The sequence below is a fragment of the Streptomyces sp. NPDC034084 genome, from assembly GCF_055575535.1.
In genome coordinates this window covers 288503-309545 of sequence record NZ_JBVISK010000007.1, presented here as the reverse complement: position 1 = coordinate 309545, position 21043 = coordinate 288503, and the positions used below count along the sequence as shown (strand labels likewise).

Below are 21043 nucleotides of genomic sequence, written 5' to 3'. Positions count from 1 at the left end.
ATCCATGTCCTATGACGCTGATGTGATCGTGATCGGGGCGGGCCTCGCCGGCCTCGCCGCCACCGCCGAGCTGGTCGACGCCGGCCGCTCCGTGATCCTCCTCGACCAGGAACCCGGGCAGTCCCTCGGCGGTCAGGCCCACTGGTCCTTCGGCGGGCTGTTCCTCGTCGACTCGCCCGAACAGCGCAGGATGCGCGTCAAGGACAGCCACGCCCTGGCCCTCCAGGACTGGTTCGGCACCGCCGGCTTCGACCGCGCCGAGGACCACTGGCCGAGGAAGTGGGCCGAGGCGTACGTCGACTTCGCCGCCGGCGAGAAGCGCGCCTGGCTCCACGCGCGGGGGGTGCGCTTCTTCCCCGTCGTCGGCTGGGCCGAGCGCGGCGGCTACGACGCGAACGGCCACGGCAACTCCGTACCCCGCTTCCACATCACCTGGGGCACCGGCCCCGGCCTCGTCGCCCCCTTCGAGCGCAAGGTCCGCGAAGGCGCCGCCCGCGGCCTCGTCGACCTCCGCTTCCGCCACCGCGTCACCGGACTCGGCCGCACCGCCGGAGCCGTCGACACCGTCTCCGGCGAGATCCTCGCCCCCTCCACGGCCGCGCGCGGCACCGCGTCGAGCCGCGAGGTCACGGGCACCTTCGAACTCCGGGCCCAGGCCGTGATCGTCACCTCGGGCGGCATCGGCGGAAACCACGACCTCGTCCGCGCCCAGTGGCCGGCCCGGCTCGGCACCCCGCCCGCCAAACTGCTCTCCGGCGTCCCCGCCCACGTCGACGGGCTCATGCTCGGCATCGCCGAGAAGGCCGGCGCCCACCACATCAACCGTGACCGGATGTGGCACTACACCGAGGGCATCGAGAACTGGAACCCCATCTGGGCCCGGCACGGCATCCGCATCCTGCCCGGCCCCTCCAGTCTCTGGCTGGACGCGACCGGCAAGCGGCTGCCCGTCCCGCTCTTCCCCGGCTTCGACACCCTCGGCACCCTCGAACACATCACGCGGACCGGCCACGACCACACGTGGTTCGTCCTCGACAAGCGCATCATCGGCAAGGAGTTCGCCCTTTCCGGCTCCGAACAGAACCCCGACCTCACCGGCAAGTCCGTCCGTGACGTCCTCGGCCGCGCCCGCGCCGACGTCCCGGCACCCGTCCAGGCCTTCATGGACAACGGCGTCGACTTCGTCGTCGAGAAGGACCTCTCCGCGCTCGTCCGGGGCATGAACGCGCTCACCGGCGAACCGCTGATCGACGAGGCCGCCCTGCGCCGCGAGATCACCGCGCGCGACCGCGAGATCGCGAACCCGTTCACCAAGGATCTCCAGGTCACGGCGATCCGGGGCGCCCGCAAGTACCTGGGCGACAAGCTGATCCGTACGGCGGCGCCGCACCGCATCCTCGATCCGAAGGCGGGCCCGCTGATCGCCGTACGCCTCAACATCCTCACCCGCAAGTCCCTGGGCGGCCTGGAGACGGACCTCGACTCACGCGTCCTGACGGAGAGCGGCGCGCCTCTGGAGGGCGTGTACGCGGCGGGGGAGGCGGCGGGCTTCGGCGGCGGCGGAGTCCACGGCTACCGCTCCCTCGAAGGCACCTTCCTCGGCGGCTGCGTCTTCTCGGGCCGCGCGGCCGGCCGGGCGGCGGCGAGGGCGGTCGGCTGACGGCGGGCTCGACGGCCCGCTGACGGACTCGGCGGTCAGCAGGCGGCGGCCTCGCCGGTCAGCCGACGATCGGGGAGGCCGCGTCCACCACCGGAAACCGCTCCACCACCCGGAACCGCTCCACCACCAGCATCGTCCCGTCGTCCACGGTGAAGTCCGGGTCCCCGAGCCCCTCCCGCATCTCCTCGCTGTGCCAGAAGCGCTCGTGGGCCTCGCGCCACTCCGCGACCGACCGGTACCCCTCGCCCTCGTCGAGGGCGAGGCGCAGGTCCGCCTCGCCGAGGGGCAGGATCCGGACCTCCGTCACCTCGACCACCGCGACCTCGCGGCCGTCCGAGTCGATCAGCGCCGAGCGTTCGCCCGCCTCGGGCAGCTCCTCGTTCTCGACCTCGTACTCCACGAGGAGCCCGGTCGTGGCGACCTTCTCGCCGGAGAGGACGGCGGCGACGAGCCGGTCCCGGAGCAGACCGGGGAAGGCGAGGAGCAGGGGCTTGAGCGCGTGAGGGCCGGTCATGGCCGACAGTCTGTCAGCCACGACCGGCCCTCACCGCTGATCCCCGGCGCTACAGCACAAGTGAGAGCAGCAGCACGAAGCCGATGCCGACGACCGAGATGATCGTCTCCATCACCGACCAGGTCTTGATCGTCTGGCCGACGCTCATGCCGAAGTACTCCTTCACCAGCCAGAACCCGGCGTCGTTGACGTGGCTGAAGAAGAGCGAACCGGCACCGATGGCGAGGACGAGCAGCGACACCTCACCGGTCGACATGCCCTCGGCGAGCGGGGCCACCAGGCCGGCCGCCGAGATCGTCGCGACGGTGGCCGAGCCGGTCGCGAGCCGGATCGCGACCGCGATCAGCCAGGCGAGCAGCAGGGCCGGGATCGACCAGCTCTTGGAGAGGTCGAGGATCATCTGGCCGACGCCGAGGTCGATCAGGGTCTGCTTGAAGCCGCCGCCCGCGCCGACGATCAGCAGGATGCCGGCGATGGGAGCGAGGGACTTCTCGACGGTCGAGTTCAGCCGCTCCTTGGTGAAGCCGGCCGCGCGGCCCAGCGTGAACATCCCGACCATGACGGCCGCGAGCAGAGCGATCAGCGGGGAGCCGATCACGTCGGTGACCTTCTGCACGCCGCTCTCGGGGTCGTCCACCACGATGTCGACGAGCGCCTTGACCAGCATCAGGACGACCGGCAGCAGGATGGTCGCGACGGTGACGCCGAAGCCGGGGCGCTTCTCCAGGTCCTCGGAGGGACGCGCGGGGATCATCTTCTCCGGGGCCTGGATGTCCACCCAGCGGGCGGCGTACCTGGAGAAGACCGGACCGGCGATGATCACCGTCGGTATGGCGACGACGAGCCCGAGCGCGAGGGTCACGCCCAGGTTGGCGCCGACCGCGTCGATCGCGACGAGCGGGCCGGGGTGCGGCGGGATGAGGCCGTGCATCACGGACAGACCGGCCAGGGCGGGGATGCCGATCCGCATCAGCGAGTAGTTGCCGCGCTTGGCGACCATGAGCACCACCGGGATCAGCAGCACGATGCCGACCTCGAAGAAGAGCGGCAGGCCGATGACGGAGGCGATCAGGACCATCGCCCACGGCATGGCCCGCTTGCCGGTCCTCGCCAGGATCGTGTCGACGATCTGGTCGGCGCCGCCGGAGTCGGCGAGGAGCTTGCCGAGGATCGCGCCGAGCGCGATGAGCACGCCCACACCGGCCACGGTGTTGCCGAGTCCGGTGCTGAACGACTTGACGGTGTCCGCGAGCGGGGCGCCCGCGAAGGCGCCGAGCGCCAGCGAGCCGATGGTCAGCGCCAGGAACGCGTGCAGCTTGAACCTGGTGATGAGCAGGACGATGACGGCGATGCCGGCGAGCACGGCGATCCCGAGCTGGGCGTTGCCGGCCGAGGTGATCGGTTCGGCGGCGTCCGCTGCCAGGATCTCGACGCTGAGACTGGTCACGGTGGTGTCCTTCGTACGGGCAGGTGGGGGACGGGGGCGGTGCGTGGGTACGGGGGAGGTCAGCCGGCCAGGCCGCGCAGGGCGGCGACGGCGCGGGCGGTGATCTCCTCCGGGGTGCCGGAGACGTCGACGGCGACGCCGGCCTCGTCGTCCTGCAGCGGCTGCAGGGTGGCGAACTGGGAGTCGAGGAGCGCGGCGGGCATGAAATGGCCCTTGCGCGCGGCCATCCGCGCCTCGATCAGCTCCCGGTCACCGGTCAGATGCAGGAAGACGACGCCGGGAGCGGCGGCACGCAGCCGGTCCCGGTAGACCCGCTTGAGCGCCGAGCTGCTCACGACCCCGCCGCGTCCGGCCCGGCCGTGGGCCCACTCCCCGATGGCGTCGAGCCAGGGCCCCCGGTCCGCGTCGTCCAGCGGGACGCCGGCGGACATCTTGGCGACGTTGGCCGGCGGGTGGAAGTCGTCGCCCTCGGCGTACGGCAGGCCGAGCGCCTCCGCGACCAGCGGACCGATGGTGGTCTTGCCGGTCCCGGCGACGCCCATCACGACGACGACCGGGGGAGCGGAGAGGGGGGTGGTGCTCATGGGGGTGCCTCGCTGTCTTCTTCGACATCGATTCGATGAATCCGTCGCGCTCATGAAACCCATTGGGTACGACGTATTCAAGGGGCTGTGACATAAAAGTCGTACTTTTAGTTCCAGCTGGGATCGCCGGGACGCCCGCGCATAGGCTGATCACCATGACGACACCGGCCCAGGGGCTCCACTCACACGTCCTGGCCACCCTGGGTCTGGCGATCACCGCCGGGGAGTACCCGCCGGGCACCGTGCTGCGCACCGACGAGCTCGCCCAGCGCTTCGACGTCTCCCGGACCGTCGTCCGCGAGGTCGTCCGGGTCCTGGAGTCCATGCACCTCGTCGAGTCCCGCCGCCGCGTCGGCGTCACGGTGCTCCCCACGGCCAGCTGGAACGTGTACGACCCCCAGGTCATCCGCTGGCGGCTCGCCGGCGCCGACCGCCCCCGCCAGCTCCGCTCGCTCACCGTGCTCCGCTCGGCCGTCGAACCCGTCGCCGCCGGCCTGGCCGCCCTGAACGCCACCCCGGAGCAGTGCCGCGAGCTCACCGAACAGGCCCTCGGCATGGTCGCCACCTCACGCGGCCGTCGCCTGGAGGAGTACCTCGTCCACGACATCGCCTTCCACCGGGTCGTGCTCAACGCCTCCGGCAACGAGATGTTCGCCCGCCTCGGCGACGTCGTCGCCGAGGTCCTCACCGGCCGCACCCACCACCACGTGATGTTCGAGGACCCCGACCCCGCCGCCGTCACCCTCCACGTCCAGGTCGCCGAGGCCGTACGGGAGCGGGACGCGGCCCGCGCCGAGGAGCTCACCCGCCAGATCGCGGTCGGCGCCCTCCAGGAACTGGACGTCCTCGCCCCGTAGGGACCCTCACGCGCGCGTGAAGCTCTGAACTAGCTCAAATATGGGCGTTCAGTGACATGCGCCACAGTCAGTCGGGCGCTGTTGCCATGAGGATGTGCGCTGGCCGTGCCGGGGAGACCCCCCACCAGGTGCGGCCGGGCACCGCACCTCCCCCCTCACGAAGGCGAACACCTCCATGACTGACCGCGTCACCGCGGCCGAGCCGCTGTCCGCCGCACCGGCGAACCCGGCCGCCGTCCCCCACGTCGACGCAGGCGACGCCGGATACCGCAAGGACCTCAAGTCCCGGCACATCAACATGATCGCCATCGGCGGCGCCATCGGCACCGGCCTCTTCCTCGGCGCCGGCGGCCGCATGTCCCAGGCGGGCCCGTCCCTCTTCATCGCGTACGCCGTCTGCGGTGTCTTCGCCTTCTTCGTGGTGCGCGCCCTCGGCGAGCTGGTGCTCTACCGCCCCTCGTCCGGCGCCTTCGTCTCCTACGCCCGTGAGTTCATGGGCGAGAAGGGCGCCTACACGGCCGGCTGGCTGTACTTCCTCAACTGGTCGACCACCGCCGTCGCCGACATCACCGCGGCCGCCACCTACGCCCACTTCTGGGCCATGTTCAGCGACGTCCCGCAGTGGGTCCTCGCCCTGATCGCCCTCGCAGTCGTCCTCGCCGCCAACCTCATCTCCGTGAAGTACTTCGGCGAGATGGAGTTCTGGTTCGCGATCATCAAGGTCGCCGCCCTGGTCGCCTTCATGCTCGTCGGCATCTTCCTCGTCGTCACCTCGCACGACGTCGGCGGCCACACCCCGGGCCTCGCCAACATCACCGACAACGGCGGCATCTTCCCCAACGGCATGATGCCGATGCTGCTGCTCATCCAGGGCGTCGTCTTCGCCTACGCGTCCGTCGAGCTCTGCGGCGTCGCCGCCGGCGAGACCGAGAACCCCGAGAAGATCATGCCGAAGGCGATCAACTCGATCATGTGGCGCGTGGGCCTCTTCTACGTCGGCTCCGTGGTCCTGCTCGCGCTGATCCTCCCGTACACCGCGTACTCCGGCGACCAGAGCCCCTTCGTCACCGTCTTCGACAAGCTCGGCATCCCGGGCGCCGCCGGCGTCATGAACCTCGTCGTCCTCACCGCCGCCCTCTCCAGCCTCAACTCGGGCCTCTACTCCACCGGCCGCATCCTGCGCTCCATGTCGCTCGCGGGCTCCGCGCCCAAGTTCACCGGCGTCATGAACAAGGGCGGCGTCCCCTACGGCGGCATCCTGCTCACCGCCGGCTTCGGCATCCTCGGCGTGGCCCTCAACTACGTCATGCCCGGCGAGGCCTTCGAGCTGGTCCTCAACTTCGCCTCGATCGGCATCATCGGCACCTGGGCCATGATCATGGTCTGCTCGCTGCTCTTCTGGCGCAGCGCCAAGGAGGGCAAGGTCACCCGCCCCGGCTACAACCTGCCCTGGGCCCCGTACACCCAGATCGTGACCCTGGGCTTCCTCGCCTCCGTGCTCGTCCTCATGTGGATGGACGGCGGCGTCGGCCGCACCACCGTCGCCTGTCTGCCGCTCATCGCGGCGGCGCTCGTCGGAGGCTGGTTCCTGGTCCGCCGCCGGGTCCGCACCACCTCCGCGACGTCCCAGGTCTGAGCCTCCCCCCACGGGAGACGGCGAGACCCCCGCAGGCACGGCCTGCGGGGGTCTCGCCTTTTGTCAGGAGATAGTGGTACGCAAGAGCCTTACAAGATCCGGTCGGAGGAAGGGAAGTTCGCGATGCCGCAGCACGTCCAGGGGGTCATCGCCCCCGGCAGGAACCAACCGGTACGCGTCGAGACCATCGTGATCCCCGACCCCGGCCCCGGCGAGGCCGTCGTGAAGATCCAGGCCTGCGGCGTCTGCCACACCGATCTCCACTACAAACAGGGCGCGATCAACGACGAGTTCCCCTTCCTGCTCGGCCACGAGGCCGCCGGAATCGTCGAGTCCGTCGGCGAGGGCGTCACCGACGTGACCCCCGGCGACTTCGTGATCCTCAACTGGCGTGCCGTCTGCGGCACCTGCCGAGCCTGTACGCGCGGCCGCCCCTGGTACTGCTTCGCCACCCACAACGCGAAGCAGAGGATGACCCTGCTCGACGGCACGGAGCTCTCCCCGGCCCTCGGCATCGGCGCCTTCGCCGAGAAGACCCTCGTCGCCGCCGGCCAGTGCACCAAGGTCGACCCGGCCGTCGCCCCCGAGGTCGCGGGCCTCCTCGGCTGCGGTGTGATGGCCGGCATCGGCGCCGCGATCAACACCGGGAACGTGGGCCGCGGCGACACCGTCGCCGTCATCGGCTGCGGCGGCGTCGGCGACGCGGCGGTCGTCGGCTCCCGCCTCGCCGGAGCCGCGAAGATCATCGCCGTCGACATCGACGACCGGAAGCTGGACAAGGCCCGCGAGATGGGCGCCACCCACACGGTCAACTCCCTCGCCACCGACGCGGTCGAGGCGATCCGCGATCTCACCGGCGGCTTCGGCGCGGACGTCGTCATCGAGGCCGTCGGCCGCCCCGAGACGTACGAACAGGCCTTCTACGCCCGTGACCTCGCCGGCACCGTCGTCCTCGTCGGCGTCCCCAGCCCCGAGATGAAGCTCGAACTCCCGCTCCTCGACGTCTTCGGCCGCGGCGGCTCGCTCAAGTCCTCCTGGTACGGGGACTGTCTGCCGTCCCGCGACTTCCCGATGCTCATCGACCTGCACCAGCAGGGCCGCATCGACCTCGCCGCCTTCGTCACCGAGACCATCGGCCTCGGCGACGTCGAGAAGGCCTTCGCCCGCATGCACGAGGGCGACGTCCTCCGCTCGGTGGTGGTCCTCTGATGGCCGCCCGCATCGACCACCTCGTCACCTCCGGCACCTTCAGCCTCGACGGCGGCACCTGGGACGTCGACAACAACGTCTGGATCGTCGGCGACGACACCGAGGCCCTCGTCATCGACGCCGCCCACGACGCCGGGGCGATCCTCGCGGCGCTCGACGGCCGCGCCCTGCGCGCCATCGTCTGCACCCACGCCCACGACGACCACATCGACGCCGCCCCGGCCCTCGCGGCCGCCACCGGGGCCCGCATCCTGCTCCACCCGGCCGACCAGCCGCTGTGGAAGCTCACCCACCCCGACCACAGCCCCGACGGCGAACTCGCCGACGGCCAGGTCCTCACCATCGCCGGCACGGACCTCACGGTCCTCCACACCCCCGGGCACGCCCCCGGAGCGGTCTCCCTGTACGCCCCCGACCTGGGTACGGTCTTCACCGGCGACACCCTCTTCCAGGGCGGCCCCGGCGCGACCGGACGGTCCTACTCGGACTTCCCGACGATCGTCGGCTCGATCCGCGAGAAGCTCCTCACCCTGCCGCCGGAGACGGTCGTCCGCACCGGCCACGGCGACACCACCACGATCGGGGCCGAGGCCCCGCACCTCCAGGAGTGGATCAACAGGGGCCACTGAGCCGCAGCCGGCTCTCGAACCTCCTGGCGTCACCCGTGAACGGGTCGGTGAACTCCAGCCTCCGCGCGAGCAGTCGCAGCGGACGCGCGAAGTCCTCCGGCCCGTCCTCGCGCACCACCGGATAGACCGGATCGTCGAGGATCGGCAGCCCCAGGCCGTTCATGTGCACCCGCAGCTGATGGGTCCGCCCGGTCACGGGCACCAGCCGGTACCGCCCGAGCCCTCCCGCGTGCCCGAGGAGCTCCACCCGGCTCTCCGCGTTCGGCTCGCCCGGCACCTCCCGGGCGGCCATCACCCCACGCTCCTTCTCGATCCGGCTCCGCACGGTCACCGGCAGTGCCACCGCCGGGTCGTACGGCGCCACCGCCTCGTACTCCTTGCGCACGGCGCGATCCCGGAACAGCGTCTGGTACGCGCCCCGGTCCTCAGGCCGTACGACGAAGAGCACGAGCCCGGCCGTCAGCCGGTCCAGCCGGTGCGCGGGCTGGAGGTGCGCGAGCCCCAGGTCACGCCGGAGCCGGGCGAGCGCGGTCTCCGTCACATGCCGCCCCCGGGGCATCGTCGCGAGGAAGTGCGGCTTGTCCACGACCACGATCCGCTCGTCCCGGTGCACGACGCCGACCGCGAAGGGCACGACCGTCTCGGCGGGAAAGTCCCGGTGGAACCAGAGGTACCGCCCCGCGGTGTACGGCTCGTCCGCGCCCACGGGGCCGTCGGACCCGACGAAACGCCCCTCCCGCACCATCCCCTCGACCCGCCCGGCCCCGACGGCGGCCCCGTACCGCTCGACCAGGTACTCCCGGACGGTCTTCCAGGCCCCTTCGGGGTCCTCCGGCAACCGCACCCGCACGGGATCGATCCCGTACCGCTGGGGGAGCGGGGAAGAGGGAGCCTTCGTTCTGCGTCGCACCGGGTCCTACCGCTGGGAACAAGAAAGGCCCCACATCATGTGGGGCCTTCCGCTGGTGTCCGAGGGGGGACTTGAACCCCCACGCCCGATAAAGGGCACTAGCACCTCAAGCTAGCGCGTCTGCCATTCCGCCACCCGGACAAGGTGTCTGTCTTTCGGGCTGCTCGGCCCTTCCGACGAGGAAAACCATAGCAAACATTCGGAGTGGCCGATCACCGCCCCGTCCGGCCCCTGTCATGTGACAGCCGCATGTCGGCCGACGGGCGCCCTTGGGCCCCGAGGGGCCCACGCGGGAGGATGGGGGCGACCACCAGTCATCACGTGGGGCACGTAGTGGGAGGAAGCAGCGTGAGCGAGTCGAACACGGGCCGGAGCGTCAGCGGCGAGGAGGAGGTCGTGGACCTCTGTCGCGACCTCATCCGCATCGACACCAGCAACTACGGCGACCACTCGGGCCCGGGAGAGCGGGCGGCGGCCGAGTACGTCGCCGAGAAGCTCGCGGAGGTCGGGCTCGAGCCGAAGATCATCGAGTCGCACAAGGGGCGGGCCTCCACCGTCGCCCGGATCGAGGGCGAGGACCCCTCGCGGCCGGCCCTGCTCATCCACGGCCACACGGACGTCGTCCCGGCCAACGCCGAGGACTGGACCCATCACCCCTTCTCCGGCGAGATCGCCGACGGCTGCGTCTGGGGCCGCGGGGCCGTCGACATGAAGGACATGGACGCGATGACCCTCGCGGTCGTCCGGGACCGGCTGCGCACCGGCCGCAAGCCCCCGCGCGACATCGTCCTCGCCTTCCTCGCCGACGAGGAGGCCGGCGGCACGTACGGCGCCCGGCACCTGGTCGACAAGCACCGCGACCTCTTCGACGGGGTCACGGAGGCGATCGGCGAGGTCGGCGGCTTCTCCTTCACCGTCAACGAGAACCTGCGGCTCTACCTGGTCGAGACGGCCCAGAAGGGCATGCACTGGATGCGGCTGACCGTCGAGGGCACGGCCGGTCACGGCTCCATGACCAACGACGACAACGCCATCACGGAGCTGTGCGAGGCCGTCGGCCGCCTGGGCCGCCACCAGTGGCCGGTGAGGGTCACCAAGACCGTGCGGTCCTTCCTGGACGAGCTCTCCGACGCCCTCGGCACCCCGCTCGACCCCGAGGACATGGACGGCACCCTCGCCAAGCTCGGCGGCATCGCCAAGATGGTCGGCGCCACCCTGCGGAACTCGGCCGCCCCCACCATGCTCGGCGCCGGATACAAGGTGAACGTGATCCCCGGCCAGGCCACGGCGCACGTCGACGGCCGCTTCCTGCCCGGGTACGAGCAGGAGTTCCTGGCCGACCTCGACCGGATCCTGGGACCCCGCGTGAAGCGCGAGGACGTGCACGGCGACAAGGCTCTGGAGACCAGCTTCGACGGCGCCCTGGTGGACGCCATGCAGCTGGCGCTGCGCGCCGAGGACCCGATCGCCCGCGCCGTTCCGTACATGCTCTCCGGCGGCACCGACGCCAAGTCCTTCGACGACCTCGGGATCCGCTGCTTCGGCTTCGCCCCGCTCCAGCTGCCGCCGGAGCTGGACTTCGCCGGCATGTTCCACGGCGTGGACGAGCGGGTCCCGGTGGACGGCCTCAGGTTCGGCGTCCGTGTCCTGGACCGCTTCCTCGACGCCTGCTGAATTCGTCCGCGTGTTTGCACGTGACCGGAAAGAGTGAATGGACTCGGGTGCTCGTAGCCCCCATCATTCCCCCTCGTTACAGGTGGTGCGGTCCGCGGCTGGGGCCGCATTGCCAACTAGGAGGAACAATGATCAAGAAGGTCGTCGCTGCCGCGGCTGCCACCGGCGGTCTCGTTCTCGCGGGCGCGGGCATGGCCGCCGCCGACGCGGGTGCCCAGGGTGCCGCTTTCGCCAACACCGGCGTGCTCACGGGCAACGTCGTCCAGGTGCCGCTTCACATCCCCGTGAACCTGTGCGGCAACACGGTCTCCGTGGCCGGCCTGATGAACCCCGCCTTCGGCAACACCTGCATCAACGCCTGACGTTGTGCCTCGCCCGTGAGGGTGTGAGCCGGGCCGGCCCTGGAGTGCGTGCCATGCACTCCGGGGCCGGTGGCCATTTCCGCCCCGGGCCGTCCGCCCGGTGGCACTCTTTCGAAGCCGAGCAGGCAGGGAACAAGCTATGCGACAGGTCACGCGCAAGGGCCTCATCACCGTCGCGGCCGCGGGAGGCGTTTTCGCCGCCGTCGGCGGCGGCTACGCGCACGCCGATTCCGGCGCGAGCGGTACGGCCATGAATTCCTCGGGCATCGCGTCCGGAAATACCGTTCAGGCCCCGGTGCACGTCCCGGTGAACCTCTGCGGAAACACCGTCAACGTCGTCGGAGTGCTGAATCCGGCCTTCGGCAACAGGTGCGCCAACACGTCGCCGTCCGGTGGCGGCTCCTCCGTCGGCGGACACACGAGCAACTCCTCGGGAGTGGGCTCCGGCAACAACGTCCAGGCCCCCGTCGACGTGCCGGTGAACGTGTGCGGCAACAACGTCACAGGCGCCGGCCTGGGCAACGCGGTCATGGGCAACGACTGCGCGAACGATGAGGACACGGGGTACGGCGAGGAGGAGCCGGGCAACCCCGGCAACCCCGGGAACCCCGGCAACCCCGGGAACCCGGGCAACCCCGGCAACCCTGGTAACCCTGGAACCCCGGGCAACCCCGGCACTCCTGGGCACCCCGGTAACCCTGGAACCCCCGGTCACCCGGGCACGCCCGGAACGCCTGGAACTCCCGGCCACCCGGGTACCCCGGGCACTCCCGGCGGCGAAGTGGGGCCGAACACTCCGGGTGCGCAGGTCGTCACTCCGCCGCGGGCCGTCGAGGAACTCGCCGAGACCGGTGCCGGTCCGCTCGGCGTGATCGTCCCCGCGGGCGCCGGGCTGCTGCTCGCCGGCTCGCTGATCTACCGCCGCGCCCGCAGCGCCGCCTGAGCCGCCGCGGTCACGCACCACGCACAAGGGGCCCCGCACACCGCGGGGCCCCTTCTCGTCGGCCGGTTCTCGCTACCAGGTCGCCCGGACCTGGCGGATGATCCGCCGCTTCAGCCGCACTCTCCGGCTCCCGTCCCGGTGCAGGCTCAGACGGTCCAACTCCCAGTGTCCGTACTCGGCATGGTCGGTCAGCAGCCGCGTCGCCTCCTTGCGGGAGACACCGCGCGGCACGTACACATCGACAAATTCGTATTCCGCCATCGCATCTATTGTGCGGGCACCGGCCCGGTACGGATAGCGTCTGTCCCATGTCTGATGCTGCGCAGCCCACCGCTGCCGAGGTACGCGCCGCCGCCGAGGCGGTCAAAGCCGCACTGGACCGTCACCTCGCGGCGGTCGAACGCCGCACGGGAGACGACGACACGGCCGTCTACGAGGCCTTCAACGCTCTCGCCGCGGCCGCCGAGACGTACGACGAACTCCTCTACGACCGCTACGACGAGGTCACCCCCTTCGAGATCCCCGGACCCGACGGCAAACTGCCGCCGTACGCCGGACCTGACGAACCTCACGCCCTCAGCCTCCTGATCCGCCGCGACTACGCCGTGGCGGAACCACAACGCCTGCTCGCCCAGGCCCGGCGCCTCGCCGAGCTCGACGGCGACGCGGACACCGGCGCGGCGGCCAGGGCCGGCGTCTCGCCGCTCGCCGCGCTCGGCGTGCTCTTCGGGGAGTACGAACCGGACGAGATCGCCTCCCGGCACAAGGAGTTCGGCCTGGAGGAGGGGGACTCCACGCTCTGGGTCACTGCCGCCGAGGAACTCCCGGAACCGGGGGAGTGGCTGGCCGCCCCCTTCGACCACGCCGATCCCGAGCGGATCGTCTGCCGTTTCGACGTGAGCTCCGTCTTCGACGAGGAGGAGGACGAGGAAGAGCCCGCGACGCCCGGCGCGGACGCCTGACGAGACGGGGAGTGAGGGCCGGGGGACATCGCGCAGGACGTCCCCGGCCCTCCGTTTGGTCCCGCCGCCCTACTCCTCGTCGGCGGCCAGCAGGGCCTCCAGGAGCGGCCGTAGGCGCGTCGTGCGCTCCGGGGCCAGGCCCTCGGACACCGCGCGGGGCAGTGCCTGGTCCACGCCGTGCACGACCGACAGGTGGCGCTCCGCCCGGCCGAAGGCCGTGTACACCCACGGCCGGCTCAGGCCGCCCGCCGCGTCCCCCGGCAGCACCACGACCACCGCGGGCCAGCGCGTCCCGGCCGCCTGGTGCGCGGTGAGCGCCCAGCCGTGCCGCAGCGCCGACTCCACCCGCTCCTTCGGCACGAGCAGCTCGTCGTCCCCGCAGCGCAGCCGCAGCCCCTCGGCGTCCGCCGCGAGGACCGTGCCCGTCACCGTGCGCCGCGGCGCGGGCGCGTACGCGACGCGGTCACCGGGGTCGAAGCCGCCGAACCGGCCGGGCCCGGGGTTGAGCCGCTGCTTCAGGGCGGCGTTCAGCGCACGCGTACCGGCGGAACCGCCGTGGCCCACCGTGACGACCTGCGTCTGCTCGGACGGCACCCCGATCGCCCGGGGCACCGAGTCCGCCACCAGCTGGACCGTACGGTGCACGGCCTCGCCCGCGTCCCGCACCGGGACGATCACGACCTCCTTGCCGGGGGCCTCGACCTGGTTCAGCTCGCCGACGCCGATGCCCGACACCAGCTCGCCGAGCGGTCCCGGATCGGGGACCCGGGAGGCGATCCGGGGACAGACCCGGGCCGCGAGCACGTCCGCGAAGACCCGGCCCGCCCCCGGCGCCCCGAGCACCTCCGGATCGCCGCTCAGCACCAGCCGGCAGCCGTCCGGAAGCGACTCGACGAGCAGCGCGCCCGTCTCCACGTCCAGCTGGGGCGCGTCGAGGACCACGAGCAGATCCAGGGCGAAGGCGCCGTGCTCGTCCCGGCCCGGACCGGCCGCGCCGGAGAGCAGGGCGGCGACCGTCACGGCCTCCGCCCCGGCCGCGCCGAGCGCCTGGCGCCCGCCGTCCGCGTGGACGGCCACCAGGGTCCGCAGCCCGCGGTCACGGGCCGCGGCGGCGAGCGCCACCGGCTCGGCGCGCGAGGCCTCTCCGCCGGTGTGCAGGACGAGGCCGTGCGCCCCGACGGCGCGCTCCAGCTCGCTGCCCTCCCAGGCGTCGGCCGTCGCCGTCCTGACGAGCCGGGCCAGACCGTCCGCGAGGCTCTCCTCCGCCAGCGCGTACCGGTCGAGCCCGAGGAGCACGGGAGCGGCCGGCTCCTGCTCCGTGGTGGCGGCCGCCTCCTGGATGTCCTCGGCGTCCTCGGCATCCTCGTCGCCCTCGGGCTCCTGCGCCGGCTCCTCCTCCTGGAAGACGAGGACCGCGCCCTCGGAGACCGCCGCCTCGACCGCCTGCTCAGGATCGGGCACCGCGTGCCGGGCGAGTCCGGCGCGCACGGTCTGGATCTCCAGGGCCGTGTGCCCCTGGAGGGCGGCCCGCTCCAGGAGCCACACGGTCAGGGCGACCGCGCGGCGCGGGTCACCGGGGCCGCAGGCGGGGCCGAGCAGCGCCCGCGCGAAACCGTCGGCCTGCTCGGGCCGGACCCCGGGCACCGCGAGCAGCTGCCAGGGGTCCTCGCGCAGCGCCGTGGCCGCGCCCTCGCCGAGCTCGGCGGCGACCTGGCCGGCCAGCGTCTCCGGAGCGCCGCCCTCGGCGAGGACCTCGCGGACGGCGGCCGTGATGCCCGGCGCCGGAGCCGCGGGCCGCTCGGGAGCGGGGGGCCGCACGGTCACCGTCGGGGCCGTCTCGGCGGCGGGACGGCGGGGCGCGGGCTCGGGTGCCTCGTAGAACGCGGAGCCCGTGGCGGCGCCGCCCTCGACGGCCCGGACGGCCGCGAGGAGGTCGGCCGCGGTGCCGCTCAGCTTGGCGCCGCTCGCCACCGGGCCGCCCTTCTCGGCCTTCCGGGCCTCGATCCTGGCCCGCAGCTCCTGCTGGGCGGCCAGCTCGGCCTGGGCGGCGCTCAACCCGGCCGCGTCGCCCCCTTCACCGGCCTCCGGCTTCGCGGCGCCCTCGGCCTCTTCGGCGGTGCGCGCCTCTCCGCCCGGACCAGCCCCGTCCGACCCGTCCGGCTCGCCCGCCGAAGCGGGGCCACCCGGCTCTTCGCCGGCCGCGTCCGGTCCGTCGGCCGAACCCGGCCCCTCTGCCGCGTCCGCTTCCACGGGCGTCCCCGGCCCGGTCGGCGGCTCCTCGGCGGAATCCCGGCTCTCGGCCGCGGCGGGCCCCGAGGCGGGGGTCCCGGAAGACTCCTCCCGCAGGTGCTCGGCGGGCTTCACGGCCTCGGGCGCGGTCTCCCCGGAAGGCTCGGTCACAAGGTGCTCCAGTCGTGATCCGGATAGCGGTGCACGGGCGCCGACACATCGTCCAGCGCCCGACAGATCTCGTCAGGAAGACTAAGGGCCTCCACTGACAGCGCGGTCGCGAGCTGCCGCGACGTGCGCGCGCCGACGATCGGCGCGGTCACCCCGGGCCGGTCCCGGACCCAGGCCAGCGCCACGTGGAGCGGGGTCGTCGCGAGCCCCTCGGCCGCCGTCGCCACCGCGTCCACGATCCGGCTCGCCGCCTCGTCCAGGTACGGCTCCACGAAGGGCGCCATCGTCTCGGAGGCGCCCCGCGAGTCCGTCGGCGTGCCGCTGCGGTACTTCCCCGTCAGGACCCCGCGTCCCAGCGGCGAGGAGGGCAGCAGGCCTATGCCGAGGTCCCGCGCGGCCGGCAGTACCTCCCGCTCGACGCCCCGCTGGAGCAGCGAGTACTCGAGCTGCGCGCCCGCGAGCCGGGTCCGGTCGCCGCCGAGCTGCCAGGTGCCGGCCTTGGCGAGCTGCCAGCCGCAGAAGTTGGCCACGCCCGCGTACCGCGCCCGGCCGCTGCGTACGGCGATGTCGAGGGCCTGGAGCGACTCCTCCAGGGGCGTGTACGGATCGAAGGCGTGCAGCAGCCACAGATCCACGTGGTCGGTGCCCAGGCGCGCGAGGGAGGCGTCGAGCGCGGCGAGCAGATGCCCGCGCGAGCCGTCCGTGCGCCGGTCGGGGTCCGGGACGCTGCCCGCCTTCGTCGACAGGACGAGCTCCTGACGGGGCACCAGGCGCTCCATCAGGCGCCCGAGCAGATACTCCGCCTCGCCCCCGCCGTACACGTCGGCGGTGTCCACGAGGGTGCCGCCCGCGTCCCAGAACGCCTTCAACTGCTCGGCGGCGTCGTGCTCGTCGGTGTCCCGGCCCCAGGTGAGGGTGCCGAGTCCGATGCGCGACACACGCAGGCCGGTCCGTCCGAGATGCCTCTGCTCCATGGCGCGAGATTACTGGCCAGGGCACCACGCGGAGAGAGCCTGTGGACAACCGTGTCCTGACGGGAGACACGCACGCGCGCTAGAGTCCGGCCCACAGAGACGTTACCGATGGGTAAGGGGTGCGTGGAATGCGGCTCGGCATCAACCTCGGCTACTGGGGCGCCGGCATGGACGGCGACAACCTCGCCGTCGCCCAGGAGGCGGACCGCCTCGGCTACGACGTCTGCTGGGCCGCCGAGGCCTACGGCTCCGACGCCCCCACCGTCCTCGCCTGGGTCGCGGCGAAGACCGAGCGGATCGACGTCGGCTCCGCGATCATGCAGATCCCGGCCCGCCAGCCCGCCATGACGGCGATGACCGCGGCCACCCTCGACTCGCTCACCGGCGGCCGCTTCCGCCTCGGCCTCGGCGTCTCCGGACCGCAGGTCTCCGAGGGCTGGTACGGCGTGAAGTTCGACAAGCCGCTCGCCCGGACCCGCGAGTACGTAGAGATCGTCCGCAAGGCCATGACCCGGGAGCGGCTCAGCTACGACGGAGAGCACTGGACCCTGCCGCTCCCCGACGGTCCCGGCAAGCCCATCAAGCTCACCGTCCACCCGCAGCGCGAGCACATCCCGCTCTACATCGCCGCGATCGGTCCGAAGAACCTGGAGCAGACCGGTGAGATCGCCGACGGCGCCCTGCTGATCTTTCCCTCCGCCGAGCACCTGGAGGAGACCGCGCTCCGGCACCTGCGCGCGGGCCGCGAGAAGGCCGGTCTGACCATGGACGGCTTCGACGTCTGTCCCACCCTGCCGCTCGCCCTCGGCGACGACGTGAACGCACTGGCCGACGTGTTCCGCCCGTACACCGCGCTGTACGTCGGCGGCATGGGCAGCCGCAAGCAGAACTTCTACAACCAGCTCGCCCAGCGCATGGGGTACGAGAAGGAGGCCGCCGAGATCCAGGACAAGTACCTGGCGGGCGACAAGACCGGGGCCGCGGCCGCCGTGCCCCACTCCCTCATCGACCAGACCACGCTGCTCGGCTCCGTCGAGCGGATCGCCGAGCGGATGACGGCCTACGCGGAGGCCGGGGTCACCACCCTCACCCTCGCCCCGGCCGGCTTCACCCTGGACGAGCGGGTGGCGGCCCTGCGGGCGGGCGTCGACGCGATGGAGCGGGCCGGACTGGCCTAGGGCGTGTTTCGAAAGTCCCGTCTGCGCGGCGGCGCCTGGCACGCCCGCTCGCCGCGTTGTCGGGATCGCCCTCGTACGCCCAGTACGAGGGCGACCCTCCGCCTTGCGATCGCACGCACCAGACACCGCCGCGCCCGCCCTCCGGGCGGACGACGCCACTTTCGAAACACGCCCTAAAGGTGTCTCGTCGATCACGCCGGGCTCGTCGGCAAGACACCCCCAGGAATTCCTGCGGCCGTGGTGGGGGCTCGGGGGTCTTCCCCGCCACGGCCGTCACGCAGCTCAACGCGCCACCGGGTCCCCGGTTACGCCCTCGGGCCTCACTCTTTCGGCCGAGTAGTCACGCCGTCCTGTTGCCCACCGCCCCGGACCGGACTTGACTCGTGCTCCCCGGACGTACCGGAGTGCGAACGTCCGCACGGAGGTGGCGGCGATGCTCACGGCCAAGGGCCTGTTCCAGGAAATCATCGACAACGACGAGTCCTTCCGGCTCTTCTGCTCCATCGCCGCGAGCGGCGAGTCCCAGGGCGGCTGGGAGAACGCCCGGATCGCGGCCCTCGTCCCGCCCGGCATGCGCTCCCTCGCGCCCAAGATCACCCGGCACGGCGCCGACGAGGACAAACACGGCCGGATCTTCCACGCGCTGATGAAGAAGCGCGGCCTCGAACCCGTCCCAGTCCCCCCCGACACCGACTACACGATGCTGCTCGAACAGCGCGGCATCGGCCTCGCGCACGAGAAGCTCCGTGCCGACCGCCCGCTCACCGAGCAGGACGTCATCGTCTACCTCGCCCACAGCCGGGTCACCGAGCAGCGCGCCGCCGACCAGATGGACATGCTCGTCACGTACTTCGGGGACCACCCCGAACTGGGCAAGGCCATCCACATGATCGACAACGACGAGACCAATCACCTCGCCTACTGCCACGAGGAGCTGCTCCGGCTCGCCCGCCAGGGCCACGGCCGGCTCATCCAGCGGACCCTGCGCGAGTCCGCCCTCGGCGAGATCCAGGTCTACCGTGACGTCAGCCTCGCCGTGATGCGCCACATGGGCCGCATCCTGCGCTGGCCCAAGCCCAAGGCGGCCGCCCTCGTCGCCGGGATCCACGCCATGTACGCGTACGAGCGCGCGGCCGGCTGGCACAAGATGACCGACCTGCGCATGCCCGACCGGCTGAACGCCCTCGGTGGCCCCGCGACCCCCGCACCCGCCTTCTGAGCACGCCCGGCGCGGAGGGCCTCACATCCAGCCGCGCCGCTTGAAGACCCGGTACAGGCCGACCACGATGCCCGCCATGAGCACGATCACCGCCGGGTAGGACCAGGTCCACCTCAGCTCCGGCATGTGGTCGAAGTTCATCCCGTATATCCCCGCGACCATCGTGGGGACCGCGGCCATGGCCGCCCACGCCGAGATCTTCCGCATGTCGTCGTTCTGCCGCACGCCCATCTGCGCGAGATGGGCCGACAGGACGTCGGACAGGAGCCGGTCGAGGCCTTCCACCTGGTCGTTCGAGCGCAGCAGATGGTCGTTGACGTCCCGGAAGAACGGCTGCGAGCGCTCGTTCACGAACGGCACCGAACCGGCCGTCAGCCGGGCCATCGGGCCGGCCAGCGGACCGCTCGCCCGCCGGAACTCCAGAACCTGCCGCTTCGCGGTGTAGATCCGTTCCGCGGTGTTGGCCGGATTGCCCCCAGTGGGCGCGAAGACGTCCGCCTCCAGCTCCTCCAGGTCGACCTGGAGCTCACCCGCCACATCGAGGTAGTGGTCCACGATCGCGTCGCTCACCGCGTACAGCACCGCCGTCGGCCCGTGCTTCAGGACCTCCCGATCGGCCTCCAGACGCCGGCGGACCCGGTCGAGGGGCGCACCCTCGCCGTGCCGGACCGTCACGACGAACGAGTCGCCCATGAACACCATCAGCTCGCCCGAGGACACCCGGTCGCTCTCCGGCTCGTACACGATCGGCTTGAGCACCACGAAGAGCGAGTCGTCGTACACCTCCAGCTTGGGCCGCTGATGCGCCTTCAAGGCGTCCTCGACGGCCAGCGGATGCAGCGCGAACTCAGAGGCGACATGGTCGAACTCCGCTTCCGAGGGCTCGTGCAGCCCCACCCACAGAAACGCGTCGCCCGTCGCCCGCGCCTCCTCCAGGGCGTCGGAGAGGTCGGCGGGTCCGTCCATACGGCGCCCGTCCCGGTAAATGGCAGAGTCGACGATCACGCCGCGCATTCTCCCCCCGAACGCGCTCTCCATGCACCCGCGTGCCGCACGCGCACCCCCGGGGGGCGTCCGGTCGCTCATGCCGCGGGCCCGGCCCGAACGGCGGAACACCGCCTAGGCTGGCCCGCATGGCCACGCTGATCCTCGTCCGGCACGGACGCTCCACCGCCAACACCTCCGGGGTCCTCGCCGGGCGCACGCCCGGGATCGCGCTCGACGAGCGCGGGGCCGCCCAGGCCGCCGCCCTTCCGGGGCGCCTCGCGGACGTGCCGCTCGCCGCGGCCGTCTGCAGCCCCCTCCAGCGCTGCCGGGAGACCCTGCGGCCGCTCCTGGAGGCCCGCCCCGGCCTTCCGCTCCACGTCGAGGACCGGATCAGCGAGTGCGACTACGGCGACTGGTCCGGCCGCAAGCTGGCCGAGCTGAACGACGAACCGCTGATGGAGATCGTCCAGGCGCACGCCTCCGCCGCCGCCTTCCCCGGCGGCGAGTCCATGCGCGCGATGCAGGACCGTGCCGTCGAGGCCGTACGCGACTGGAACGCCCGGATCGAGGCCGAACACGGCGAGGACGCCACGTACCTCATGTGCTCCCACGGGGACATCGTGAAGGCGATCGTCGCCGACGCGCTCGGGCTCCACCTCGACCTCTTCCAGCGCATCCACGTCGACCCCTGCTCGGTCACCGCCATTCGCTACACCCGCCTGCGCCCCTTCCTCCTCCGCCTCGGCGACACCGGGGACTTCGCCGGCCTCGCCCCCCGTGAGCTCCCCGACAGCGGTGGGGCCGCGGAGGTGGGTGGTGGTGCGGGCGCACCGTGATCCCCACGCGCAGTAGGGTGGACGCGCCGCTGTAGTACGACTGTCGAGACGCAAGGAGCCGG

At 72.1% G+C, this 21043-nt stretch carries 20 protein-coding genes and 1 tRNA gene; 12 read left to right on the top strand and 9 right to left on the bottom strand.

All coding sequences use genetic code 11. The annotated features are described in order from the left end of the window. The first annotated feature begins 4 nt into the window (after positions 1-4). Entirely contained in the window at positions 5-1660 is a 1656-nt protein-coding gene (locus tag ACZ51I_RS26235) for an FAD-binding dehydrogenase (RefSeq protein ID WP_468880297.1), read from the top strand. Positions 1661-1718: 58 nt separating this feature from the next. Here ACZ51I_RS26235 and ACZ51I_RS26230 read toward each other — a convergent pair whose 3' ends face one another. The 3 genes from ACZ51I_RS26230 to ACZ51I_RS26220 are packed head-to-tail and all read right to left on the bottom strand — an operon-like array spanning position 1719 to position 4205. Next, a complete protein-coding gene (locus tag ACZ51I_RS26230; RefSeq protein WP_468880294.1) occupies positions 1719-2174 on the bottom strand; it encodes an ASCH domain-containing protein in 456 nt (151 codons plus the stop codon). Positions 2175-2223: 49 nt separating this feature from the next. Continuing rightward, entirely contained in the window at positions 2224-3621 is a 1398-nt protein-coding gene (locus ACZ51I_RS26225; protein ID WP_468880291.1) for a GntT/GntP/DsdX family permease, read from the bottom strand. 59 nt (positions 3622-3680) lie between these two features. Then, entirely contained in the window at positions 3681-4205 is a 525-nt protein-coding gene (locus tag ACZ51I_RS26220) for a gluconokinase (RefSeq protein WP_468880290.1), read from the bottom strand. A 155-nt stretch (positions 4206-4360) separates the two neighbouring features. Between ACZ51I_RS26220 and ACZ51I_RS26215 the strand changes: the two genes are divergently transcribed. The 4 genes from ACZ51I_RS26215 to ACZ51I_RS26200 all read left to right on the top strand — a co-directional run bounded on the left by ACZ51I_RS26215 (position 4361) and on the right by ACZ51I_RS26200 (position 8536). Continuing rightward, entirely contained in the window at positions 4361-5062 is a 702-nt protein-coding gene (locus ACZ51I_RS26215; protein WP_041128413.1) for a FadR/GntR family transcriptional regulator, read from the top strand. Positions 5063-5237: 175 nt separating this feature from the next. Beyond that, positions 5238-6698, top strand: a complete 1461-nt coding sequence (locus ACZ51I_RS26210) for an amino acid permease (protein ID WP_468880287.1) — start codon at positions 5238-5240, stop codon at positions 6696-6698. A 123-nt stretch (positions 6699-6821) separates the two neighbouring features. After that, positions 6822-7907: an S-(hydroxymethyl)mycothiol dehydrogenase gene (locus tag ACZ51I_RS26205; RefSeq protein WP_468880284.1), complete on the top strand. Its 1086-nt coding sequence runs from the start codon at positions 6822-6824 to the stop codon at positions 7905-7907. After that, positions 7907-8536 (top strand): MBL fold metallo-hydrolase, encoded by a 630-nt coding sequence (locus ACZ51I_RS26200; RefSeq protein ID WP_468880282.1) that lies wholly within the window; start codon positions 7907-7909, stop codon positions 8534-8536. Before ACZ51I_RS26205 ends, ACZ51I_RS26200 begins: the two co-directional genes overlap by 1 nt. Here ACZ51I_RS26200 and ACZ51I_RS26195 read toward each other — a convergent pair. Both ACZ51I_RS26195 and ACZ51I_RS26190 read right to left on the bottom strand, forming a co-directional pair. Beyond that, complete coding sequence (locus ACZ51I_RS26195; RefSeq protein ID WP_468880279.1) at positions 8520-9446, bottom strand: pseudouridine synthase; 927 nt, start codon at positions 9444-9446, stop codon at positions 8520-8522. The two genes, ACZ51I_RS26200 and ACZ51I_RS26195, sit on opposite strands and share 17 nt — an antisense overlap. A gap of 53 nt (positions 9447-9499) precedes the next feature. Next, a tRNA-Leu gene (locus ACZ51I_RS26190) sits at positions 9500-9587 on the bottom strand. A gap of 207 nt (positions 9588-9794) precedes the next feature. Between ACZ51I_RS26190 and ACZ51I_RS26185 the strand changes: the two genes are divergently transcribed. From ACZ51I_RS26185 to ACZ51I_RS26175, 3 genes are all read left to right on the top strand, one after another. Next, on the top strand, positions 9795-11120 hold the full coding sequence (locus ACZ51I_RS26185; protein WP_468880276.1) for a M20/M25/M40 family metallo-hydrolase: 1326 nt from the start codon (positions 9795-9797) through the stop codon (positions 11118-11120). A 128-nt stretch (positions 11121-11248) separates the two neighbouring features. After that, the gene (locus ACZ51I_RS26180; protein WP_468880274.1) at positions 11249-11482 is read left to right on the top strand and encodes a chaplin; all 234 of its coding nucleotides are present in this window, start codon (positions 11249-11251) and stop codon (positions 11480-11482) included. Between the two features lie 139 nt (positions 11483-11621). Then, the gene (locus ACZ51I_RS26175) at positions 11622-12425 is read left to right on the top strand and encodes a chaplin (protein ID WP_468880272.1); all 804 of its coding nucleotides are present in this window, start codon (positions 11622-11624) and stop codon (positions 12423-12425) included. Positions 12426-12497: 72 nt separating this feature from the next. Here the strand turns inward: ACZ51I_RS26175 and ACZ51I_RS26170 are convergent, their stop codons facing one another. After that, positions 12498-12686: a DUF5703 family protein gene (locus ACZ51I_RS26170; protein ID WP_468880270.1), complete on the bottom strand. Its 189-nt coding sequence runs from the start codon at positions 12684-12686 to the stop codon at positions 12498-12500. Positions 12687-12733: 47 nt separating this feature from the next. On the opposite strand from ACZ51I_RS26170, the gene ACZ51I_RS26165 reads away from it, so the two are divergent. Further along, positions 12734-13387: a hypothetical protein gene (locus ACZ51I_RS26165; RefSeq protein WP_468880268.1), complete on the top strand. Its 654-nt coding sequence runs from the start codon at positions 12734-12736 to the stop codon at positions 13385-13387. A gap of 69 nt (positions 13388-13456) precedes the next feature. Here the strand turns inward: ACZ51I_RS26165 and ACZ51I_RS26160 are convergent, their stop codons facing one another. After that, complete coding sequence (locus tag ACZ51I_RS26160) at positions 13457-15787, bottom strand: helix-hairpin-helix domain-containing protein (protein ID WP_468880266.1); 2331 nt, start codon at positions 15785-15787, stop codon at positions 13457-13459. Next, the gene (locus ACZ51I_RS26155) at positions 15784-16761 is read right to left on the bottom strand and encodes an aldo/keto reductase (protein WP_468880263.1); all 978 of its coding nucleotides are present in this window, start codon (positions 16759-16761) and stop codon (positions 15784-15786) included. Before ACZ51I_RS26155 ends, ACZ51I_RS26160 begins: the two co-directional genes overlap by 4 nt. 128 nt (positions 16762-16889) lie before the next feature. Here ACZ51I_RS26155 and ACZ51I_RS26150 point away from each other — a divergent pair, with 128 nt between their 5' ends. Further along, positions 16890-17939, top strand: a complete 1050-nt coding sequence (locus ACZ51I_RS26150; RefSeq protein ID WP_468880261.1) for an LLM class F420-dependent oxidoreductase — start codon at positions 16890-16892, stop codon at positions 17937-17939. 433 nt (positions 17940-18372) lie between these two features. Beyond that, the gene (locus ACZ51I_RS26145) at positions 18373-19158 is read left to right on the top strand and encodes a ferritin-like domain-containing protein (protein ID WP_468880259.1); all 786 of its coding nucleotides are present in this window, start codon (positions 18373-18375) and stop codon (positions 19156-19158) included. Positions 19159-19179: 21 nt separating this feature from the next. On the opposite strand, the gene ACZ51I_RS26140 is transcribed toward ACZ51I_RS26145, so the two are convergent. Continuing rightward, entirely contained in the window at positions 19180-20172 is a 993-nt protein-coding gene (locus tag ACZ51I_RS26140) for a magnesium and cobalt transport protein CorA (protein ID WP_468880257.1), read from the bottom strand. A 119-nt stretch (positions 20173-20291) separates the two neighbouring features. On the opposite strand from ACZ51I_RS26140, the gene ACZ51I_RS26135 reads away from it, so the two are divergent. Continuing rightward, positions 20292-20981, top strand: coding sequence for a histidine phosphatase family protein (locus tag ACZ51I_RS26135; RefSeq protein WP_468880255.1), 690 nt, complete (start codon positions 20292-20294; stop codon positions 20979-20981). The last annotated feature ends 62 nt before the right edge of the window (positions 20982-21043 follow it).

What these genes read in the sequence shown, in the direction of transcription:
- ACZ51I_RS26150 (WP_468880261.1), top strand. Translation starts at nt 16,890, where the DNA reads ATGCGGCTCGGCATCAACCTCGGCTACTGGGGCGCCGGCATGGACGGC.
- ACZ51I_RS26200 (WP_468880282.1), top strand. Translation starts at nt 7,907, where the DNA reads ATGGCCGCCCGCATCGACCACCTCGTCACCTCCGGCACCTTCAGCCTC.
- ACZ51I_RS26210 (WP_468880287.1), top strand. Translation starts at nt 5,238, where the DNA reads ATGACTGACCGCGTCACCGCGGCCGAGCCGCTGTCCGCCGCACCGGCG.
- ACZ51I_RS26235 (WP_468880297.1), top strand. Translation starts at nt 5, where the DNA reads ATGTCCTATGACGCTGATGTGATCGTGATCGGGGCGGGCCTCGCCGGC.
- ACZ51I_RS26220 (WP_468880290.1), bottom strand. Translation starts at nt 4,205, where the DNA reads ATGAGCACCACCCCCCTCTCCGCTCCCCCGGTCGTCGTCGTGATGGGC.
- ACZ51I_RS26155 (WP_468880263.1), bottom strand. Translation starts at nt 16,761, where the DNA reads ATGGAGCAGAGGCATCTCGGACGGACCGGCCTGCGTGTGTCGCGCATC.
- ACZ51I_RS26140 (WP_468880257.1), bottom strand. Translation starts at nt 20,172, where the DNA reads ATGCGCGGCGTGATCGTCGACTCTGCCATTTACCGGGACGGGCGCCGT.
- ACZ51I_RS26175 (WP_468880272.1), top strand. Translation starts at nt 11,622, where the DNA reads ATGCGACAGGTCACGCGCAAGGGCCTCATCACCGTCGCGGCCGCGGGA.
- ACZ51I_RS26165 (WP_468880268.1), top strand. Translation starts at nt 12,734, where the DNA reads ATGTCTGATGCTGCGCAGCCCACCGCTGCCGAGGTACGCGCCGCCGCC.
- ACZ51I_RS26135 (WP_468880255.1), top strand. Translation starts at nt 20,292, where the DNA reads ATGGCCACGCTGATCCTCGTCCGGCACGGACGCTCCACCGCCAACACC.
- ACZ51I_RS26145 (WP_468880259.1), top strand. Translation starts at nt 18,373, where the DNA reads ATGCTCACGGCCAAGGGCCTGTTCCAGGAAATCATCGACAACGACGAG.
- ACZ51I_RS26205 (WP_468880284.1), top strand. Translation starts at nt 6,822, where the DNA reads ATGCCGCAGCACGTCCAGGGGGTCATCGCCCCCGGCAGGAACCAACCG.
- ACZ51I_RS26170 (WP_468880270.1), bottom strand. Translation starts at nt 12,686, where the DNA reads ATGGCGGAATACGAATTTGTCGATGTGTACGTGCCGCGCGGTGTCTCC.
- ACZ51I_RS26230 (WP_468880294.1), bottom strand. Translation starts at nt 2,174, where the DNA reads ATGACCGGCCCTCACGCGCTCAAGCCCCTGCTCCTCGCCTTCCCCGGT.
- ACZ51I_RS26180 (WP_468880274.1), top strand. Translation starts at nt 11,249, where the DNA reads ATGATCAAGAAGGTCGTCGCTGCCGCGGCTGCCACCGGCGGTCTCGTT.
- ACZ51I_RS26215 (WP_041128413.1), top strand. Translation starts at nt 4,361, where the DNA reads ATGACGACACCGGCCCAGGGGCTCCACTCACACGTCCTGGCCACCCTG.